Origin of the sequence: Prosthecobacter sp. (genome assembly GCF_020439865.1) — a bacterium.
Lineage (GTDB): Bacteria > Verrucomicrobiota > Verrucomicrobiia > Verrucomicrobiales > Verrucomicrobiaceae > Prosthecobacter.
On sequence record NZ_JAGRPF010000214.1, the window covers coordinates 85,167 to 92,591 of the forward strand.

Consider the following 7,425-nt stretch of genomic DNA (forward strand, 5'->3'; position numbering starts at 1 on the left):
TTCAGTCAATGTAGAGAAACTCGTTCGAGTTCAGCAGCGCGAGGCAGAAATCCGCGAAGGCGTCGTGGAAATGCGGTGTCAGCGCAGTTTGCTTTTGCAGGAACTTTTGCCCGGCTTCGATCTCTTGTTTCGTCGGTTGACGTGCCAGACAGCGAAGCGTGGCTTCGGTGATGAGCGATGAAGCATCGGAGCCATGTTGCTCCGTCAAATCAGCGGCGATTTTCGCCGCGATATCGTGGGCGAACTCGGAGTTCAGCAGCATGAGCGCCTGCGGGGCGGTGGTGGAGGCATTGCGTCGGGCGCAGCTGATCTGTGCGTCGGGACGGTCGAACAATTCGAACAACGGCTGGCGCAGGTTGCGACGCGCGAAGGTGTAGATGCTGCGGCGGTCGTGCTCGGTGATGTCGGCGGTCGGTTCGGCCTGCTTTTTGATCAACGTCTCGCTGATTTCCTTCGGCAGCGGCAGTTTCACGCCGGGGCCGCCGGTTTTGAGGTTCAAGCGGCCGCTGACACTGAGCATCGCATCGCGCAGCATTTCTCCGGTGAGGCGTTTGCGTGGCGCGTTGGCCTGCTGGTAGTAATCCGACATCACGATGATCTTGTGAAGGCGTTTGAGGCTCCAGCTTTGGCGCGGTAGTTCGGTGGCGAGCCAGTCGAGAAGCGCGGGATTGGTCGGAGCCTCGCCTTGATGGCCGAGATCGCCGGGAATCGCGGCGAGAGGCTTCCCAAAATGCTGCTGCCAGAGGCGATTCGCTGTCGCACGCAGGAACAATGCGTTGTCCTTGCCTGTGATCCACTTCGCGAGGGCGAGACGATCGGCGTTTGCGGGCGTGCTGCCGAAAACGCGTGGGAAGGCGGGCTGAATCTCGGGGCCGGGACGTTTGAAATCGCCACGCACGAACACGGTGCTTGCCGGAACACCTTCGGTGAACACGCGAACGAACGGCCCGAGGGGTTTGCGCTCCTTCGGCAGTACGGTGTTGTTGAAGAACGCTCGCAGGCGGTAGAAATCGGCCTGGCTGATCGGATCGTAGGGATGATCGTGGCACTGCGCGCATCCGACCGTGAGGCCGAAGCAAACGGAACCGACGGCAGTGGCGATGTCGTTGAGCAGCACATGCCGGCGCTCGCTTTGATTGTTGAGGTCAGGCATGTCGGGCGCGGAGAACAGAAAGCCGGTGCCCGTTTCATCGCCAATCAAATCACCCGCGATCTGCTTCTGCACGAACTCATCGAACGGCATGTCACGGTTCAGCGCGTCGATGACCCAGTCGCGATACTGCCACGCGCGATTGCGTTCGGTGTCGTATTCGAAGCCGTCCGTGTCGGCATAGCGTGCCAGATCGAGCCACCACTGCGCCCAGTGCTCGCCGTAGCGGGGCGAAGCGAGCAGTTTGTCCACGAGTGCTTCGAATGCGGAATGCGGATTTCGGAGTGCGGAATCCTGAAACGCGCGAATCTCTTCCGGAGTCGGCGGCAGACCGGTCAGATCGAAGGTGATGCGACGAATATGCGCCGTGGCTTCGGCACGCTTTGATTCCGTTTTGACGAGGGCATCGAGTTCGCGGCTGGCTTTCTGCCAATCCGAATTCTGCACTCCGAAGTCCGCATTTGAAAGCGGTTTGAAAGCCCAATGCTCCTTGTCCTTTTCAGTAATCTTCGGCTCATCCTTCACCGGATCACTCGAAGCGTGAATCGAGACGGCGTGCGCGTGATTCCCCGCGAGCAACAGCATCAGTGCGATCCATGACTTCTTCATGCGAGGATGCCTTTGACGACGTTGCCTTCCACGCCGGTCAGACGTTGGTCGAGGCCGTTGAGGCGGAAAGTGAGGCGTTCGTGATCCATGCCGAGGGTGTGCAGGATCGTGGCATGGAGATCGTGGATGTGAACTTTGTCCTGTGCGGCACGCAGGCCGAACTCGTCCGTGGCGCCGTGGACGTGACCATGCTTCACGCCGGCTCCAAACAGCACGGTGGTGTAGCCCCAAGGATTGTGATCGCGACCCACGCCTTTCTCACTCATCGGCATGCGGCCGAATTCGCCGCCCCAGATGACGAGCGTGTCCTCGAGAAGTCCGCGCTGCTTCAAATCGCGAATCAAACCCGCCACTGGTCTGTCGGTGCGTGCACAGTATTCGGTGTGATTTTTGAGCACATTTTCGTGTGCGTCCCAACCGTTCGTGTCGCCGGAGTAGAGTTGCACGAAACGCACGCCACGCTCAATCATGCGCCGTGCGAACAGGCAGCGTGTGCCGAACTCCTTCGTCTGCGGATGATCGAGGCCATACATGCGTTGGGTGGCCTCCGTTTCGCGTGAGATGTCCACGGCCTCCGGCGCAGCGCTTTGCATGCGAAAGGCGAGTTCATAGGCGCGGATGCGGGCGTCGAGCTCACTGTCTGCTTCATGACGCGCCTGATGCTGCGCATTCATCTGCTGGATGAGATCGAGCGTGGCACGCTGACGCGCGGTGCTGTGCGGACCATGGAGATCCAGAATCGGACTCTCGCCCGCACGCATCGTGGTGCCTTGATACGTCGCAGGCAGATAACCGCTGCCCCAGGCAGGCGGTCCGCCTTTCAAACCACCGCCAGGGTCCGGCAGCACGACGAACGCGGGCATGTCGGCGTTTTCGGAACCGAGTCCGTAGGCCACCCAGCTTCCCATGCTCGGCCTGCCCATCTGGATGGAGCCGGTGTTCATCTGATAGACCGACTGAGGATGATTTACGCTGTCGCCGTGGCAACTGCGGATGACGCACATCTCGTCGGCGATTTCGGCCATGTGAGGAAGGAAGTCGCTGATCTCGATGCCGCTCTGCCCGTGCTTCTGAAACGGCTTCACCGGCGCAAGTAGCGGGTTTTGCGCAACCTTGCGCCGTGTTTCGACCGCGCCGTAGCTTTCGGGCAGCGGTTTGCCGGCGTGGCGGATGAGTTCAGGCTTCGGGTCGAACAAATCGACGTGGCTCGGTCCGCCGTGCATGAAGAGCCAGATGACGCGTTTCGCCTTCGCCGGGAAATGCGATCGCGATTCAGCCATCAGGGACGACAACGCCACGCTGGAAAGCCCCATCGCCGTCGAGCCGAGAAATCGGCGGCGGGAGAACGTGGCGAGGTCCGTTTGCATGGCGTCAAGACGTTGGAGGCGGGCCGGTTCTAGCGTTTTTGGACGCCAGGAGTCAATGCTGGAGCACTACAGCATCTTCTGCATCCAGATCACGTCGAGCCAGCGGCCCTGTTTGAATCCGACCTCCTTGAGATGGGAGACTTTTTCGAAGCCGAATTTCGCATGGAGGGCGATGCTGCCTTTCTGGTCGGCATCGATGCCGCCGAGGACGGTGTGATGGCCGATCTCCTTCGCCATGCGCAGCAGTTGGCCGAGCAGCAGGCTGCCGAGACCTTTGCCTTGATGTTCGTGATGGAGATAAATGGAGTCCTCCACGCTGTGGCAGTAGGCCTGGCGCGGATGGAAGCGGCTGAGCGAACCCCAGCCAGTGATTTGACCGTTTTCTTCGGCGACGATCACGGGATGCTCAGGCCCGTGCGCATCGAACCAGTCATGCCGTTCCTGCGCGGTGCTGGGCACCGTTTGATAGGTGCAGGTGCTGTGCTCGACGTAGTGATTGTAAATCGCATTGATGGCGTCGAGATCGGCGAGCGTAGCTGGGCGGGTGGAGACGGGCATGGCGCTGGAAAAGAAGCCTTCAAATGACGATTGTCGAGCCGGTCGCGGTGGTGTTTGGCCGCCTGCACTTTCCAGTCTTGACTCTGCGGCCCGCGCCCGACATCCTCGCGCCCCGGATTTTAATCCATCAACCACCTTAACAAACCATCTTTTATGTCCATCAAAGTCGGAGTCATCGGAGCAGGCGGCATGTTGCAGTATCATCAGGCGGGTTTCCGCCAGGCGGGAGCGGAACTCGTGGCCGTGGCCGATGCGGCCCCCGGCGCAGCCGCCAAAGCCGCGGCCAAATACGGCATTCCAGCCTCCTATGAATCCGTGGAAGCCATGCTGTCGGGCAGCCCGGAACTCGATGCTATCAGCGTCATCGTGCCGAACAAGTTCCACAAGCCGCTGGCCGTCCAGTGTCTTGCCGCCGGCAAGCACGTGTTTTGTGAGAAGCCCCCGGCTCTCAACGCAGGGGAAGTACAGGAGATCATCGACACTGCGAAGAAGGCGGGCAAGCACGTGCTCTTCAACTTCAACAACCGCGCGCGGCCGGAATCACTGGCGATGAAGGCCTACATCGATCAGGGCGTCGTCGGCACCATCAATTCCGCGCAGGCCAAGTGGATCCGCCGCACCGGCATTCCAGGCTTCGGCGGCTGGTTCACCACCAAGGAACTCGCTGGCGGCGGCTCGCTCGTCGATCTGCTGCACATGGTGGATCTCGCGATGTACTTCATGGGATATCCTGAGCCGGCCTACGTCATGGGCCAGATCTTCTCCGACTTCATCCATGACAAGCAGTTCAAGGGCCCGTGGGGCATCCCTGACAAAGTGGGCGGCACGACGGACGTGGAAAACGCCGCGCACGGCTTTGTGATGTTCAAAACGGGCCAGGTCCTGTCCCTCCAGGTCTCGTGGGCGGAAATGATCAAGCGCGAGGAAGTCTCGGTGGTCTTCCAGGGCACCAAGGCCGGTGGCAAGGTGGAGCGCCTTTTCGCCATCGACGGCTTCGACAACACCGCCATCGACTCCGCCGAACTCTACATTCAGGAAAACGGCCACAGCGTGGACCGCAACATCATCTCCCTGCCCTGTGAAGACATGGGCCGCATCGGCTCCGCCGCGAACTTCATCGAGTTTCTCGACGGCAAATGCGAACCGCTGAACACGCCGGAGCAGGCGCTGCGTCTGATGCAGGTCATCGACGCGGTGTATGAGTCGGCGAAGGGCGGGAAGCCGGTGGCGATTTGATCGGATGATTGATATGAAAAAGGCGCAGGCATCGCTGCCTGCGCCTTTTTTGTGATCTGTGCGGATCAGCTCAAACCACCGCGATCGCTGTTCAGCGTCGCATCGCCATACTTGGCTCGTGCGGAAGGCGTGTAATCCAGCGGCGTCCACGCTGCGTTGTTGGCGGAGGAAGCGACGACTGCCTCGATGAAGGCCATGCCGGCGACGCCGTCTTCGATGGTTGGGTAGTCCATGTCGAGCGGGTTCGGCGTGGTGCCGGCCTCGACGGCGCGGACGTGATTGACGAAGTTCTTATAGAGGTTGGCGAAGCCTTCGAGGTAGCCTTCCGGATGCCCGGCGGGCGTGCGTGTGGCGGCGGCTGCGGCGCTGCCGAGGTAGCCCATGCTGGTGCGATAGATCTGCTTCGGCTGGTCCAGCCAGGTGACGATCATCGTGTTCGGATCGAGCTGGCTCCATTCGATGCCGCCCAGCTCGCCATAGACGCGGAGGCTGAGATTGTTTTCGCAGCCGACGCTGATCTGGCTGGAGTGCAGCACGCCCTTCGCGCCGTTGGTAAAGCGCAGCAGCACATTGCCATCGTCTTCGAGTTTGCGGCCCTGATCTCCGAGGAAGTGGGTGAGGTCGGCGGCGAGTTCCTTCACGTGCAAACCGGTGACGTATTCCGCGAGGTTCATCGCATGCGTGCCAATGTCGCCCATGCAACCGGCGGCTCCGCAGATCGCGGGATCGACGCGCCAGGAGGCCTGCTTCTGGCCGGTGTTTTCCAGCATCGTCGCGAGCCAGCCCTGCGGATACTCGGCCACGACTTTGCGGATCTTGCCCAGCTTGCCTTGCTCGATCATCTGGCGTGCCTGACGGATCATCGGATAGCCGGTGTAGTTGTAAGTGACGCCGTAGAGCTTACCGGACGCCTTCACGATGCCTGCAAGTTCCTTTGCCTGGGCGAGGTCGAAGGTCGCCGGTTTGTCAGAGAGCACGTGGAAGCCGCTTTCGAGCGCCAGCTTCGCCGCCGGGAAGTGCATGTGGTTCGGCGTGACGATGGAGACGAAGTCCATGCGCTTGTCCGCAGGCAATGCGGCTTCCGTCTTGATCATTTCCTCAAAAGTTCCGTAGCAACGTTCCGCGGGCAGGAAAAAATCGGCACCGCTGGCCTTGGATCTTTCCGGATTGGAGGAGAAAGCGCCGCAAACGAGTTCGACCTGCTGGTCGATTGACGCCGCGATGCGATGAACGCCACCAATAAAGGCGCCGCGTCCGCCGCCGATCATGCCATAACGAATTTTCCGGCTCATAATCAAATGTTCTGTGTTCCTGGTTCTGGGTTGGAGGGTGAGAAGCGAGTGTGCGCAGAGGGGGCACACGGGTCAAGTCCATCCACGTCCTGATCAGGGCACAAAAAACCCCGGAGAGAGTTACCCAACGCGCTCAGGTGTGTCTCTCCGGGGCTATGTCGTCGAAACATCGCAGTGCGATGCGCATGGCGACAAATTTTATGCGGCCAGCAAGGCGGGCGATCCGTTCTTCATGCGGCTGCGGAATTCCGTGGGGGATTCGTCCGCAATGCGGCGGAAGCTGCGGTTGAAGTGGGACAGGCTCTGGAAACCGACGTCGTAGGCCACTTCCGTGATGCGGGCGGCCGGCTTCATGAGCATGCGCTTGGCTTTTTCCACACGGGCGCGGTTCACGAAATCCGTGAAGGTGAGGCCGGTGGCGCGCTTGAAGAGCTTGCAGAAGTGGAAGGGGCTGACGTTCACCGCCTTGGCCACGGCTTCGAGCGACATCGGCTCGGCGAGGTGCTGGTGGATGAAGGCCTTGGCGTTGCGCACGGCTTCGGGCTCGTGGGTGGCGTTGGCAAACAGCAGGCGGTGGGCGCTTTCACCGAGCTGGAGCGAGAAGGACTGCAGGATGGCGATGGCTGCCTCGTAGCGCTCAGGCTGCATGACCGGCACGTGCTCAAACTGCACGCGGGCGCTGCGCACTTCAGCGGCGGAGCGGCCTTCATCAAGGAGGGCTTTCGCCACTGGAGCGAAGGTGTCGGCATTCGCGGGCTGGAGGCGTACACCACCGGTGAGCATGACCGCGATGGTGTTTTTACCGACACGGACAGGAACCTGAGTTTCCACGACTCCGGCGACCCCGGTGCGGGTCGTGACATGGTCCATGTGCACATCCTCACCGACGGACTCCAAGTTCAGCGGAAGGCTGGTGAGTGTGTGAAACGCTTTCTGGTAGTGCTGGAACAGCTCGCTTTCAGCGAGGTTCTGGATGAAGCGTTGGCGGGCGGTGGTGTGGGAAGCAGAGGTGTTCATGGCGCGTTCGTGTTTGTGGTTCACGCCGCCAATGATGCCCTCTCATGGTTGTTCCGATATTGTCGTCCGCTACGGTTTGCAGCGTCATGAAGCACCGCAATTCCGGCATAGTGGTTTCCATTATGCGCTCTGGTGCCGATGGCCGGACTCGAACCGGCAAGGGCGTTTCCGCCCAGCGGATTTTAAGTCCGCTGTG

6 protein-coding genes are annotated in these 7,425 nt (G+C 60.8%); 1 reads left to right on the forward strand and 5 read right to left on the reverse strand.

Translation table 11 applies throughout. The features are described from left to right. Position 1: 1 nt before the first annotated feature. From KDL09_RS23075 to KDL09_RS23085, 3 genes are all read right to left on the reverse strand, one after another. Entirely contained in the window at positions 2-1,759 is a 1,758-nt protein-coding gene (locus KDL09_RS23075) for a DUF1549 and DUF1553 domain-containing protein (protein WP_294390533.1), read from the reverse strand. After that, a complete protein-coding gene (locus KDL09_RS23080) occupies positions 1,756-3,126 on the reverse strand; it encodes a DUF1501 domain-containing protein (RefSeq protein WP_294390536.1) in 1,371 nt (456 codons plus the stop codon). The genes KDL09_RS23075 and KDL09_RS23080 overlap by 4 nt, the downstream gene beginning before the upstream one ends. A gap of 66 nt (positions 3,127-3,192) precedes the next feature. Then, the gene (locus tag KDL09_RS23085) at positions 3,193-3,684 is read right to left on the reverse strand and encodes a GNAT family N-acetyltransferase (RefSeq protein WP_294390539.1); all 492 of its coding nucleotides are present in this window, start codon (positions 3,682-3,684) and stop codon (positions 3,193-3,195) included. Positions 3,685-3,837: 153 nt separating this feature from the next. Between KDL09_RS23085 and KDL09_RS23090 the strand changes: the two genes are divergently transcribed. Further along, positions 3,838-4,920, forward strand: coding sequence for a Gfo/Idh/MocA family oxidoreductase (locus KDL09_RS23090; protein WP_294390542.1), 1,083 nt, complete (start codon positions 3,838-3,840; stop codon positions 4,918-4,920). 65 nt (positions 4,921-4,985) lie between these two features. Here the strand turns inward: KDL09_RS23090 and KDL09_RS23095 are convergent, their stop codons facing one another. Then, on the reverse strand, positions 4,986-6,212 hold the full coding sequence (locus KDL09_RS23095; protein WP_294390545.1) for a Gfo/Idh/MocA family oxidoreductase: 1,227 nt from the start codon (positions 6,210-6,212) through the stop codon (positions 4,986-4,988). Between the two features lie 198 nt (positions 6,213-6,410). Then, positions 6,411-7,229 carry an AraC family transcriptional regulator gene (locus tag KDL09_RS23100; RefSeq protein ID WP_294390546.1) on the reverse strand — a complete coding sequence of 273 codons (819 nt, stop codon included), beginning with the start codon at positions 7,227-7,229 and terminating at the stop codon, positions 6,411-6,413. Positions 7,230-7,425 lie beyond the last annotated feature (196 nt).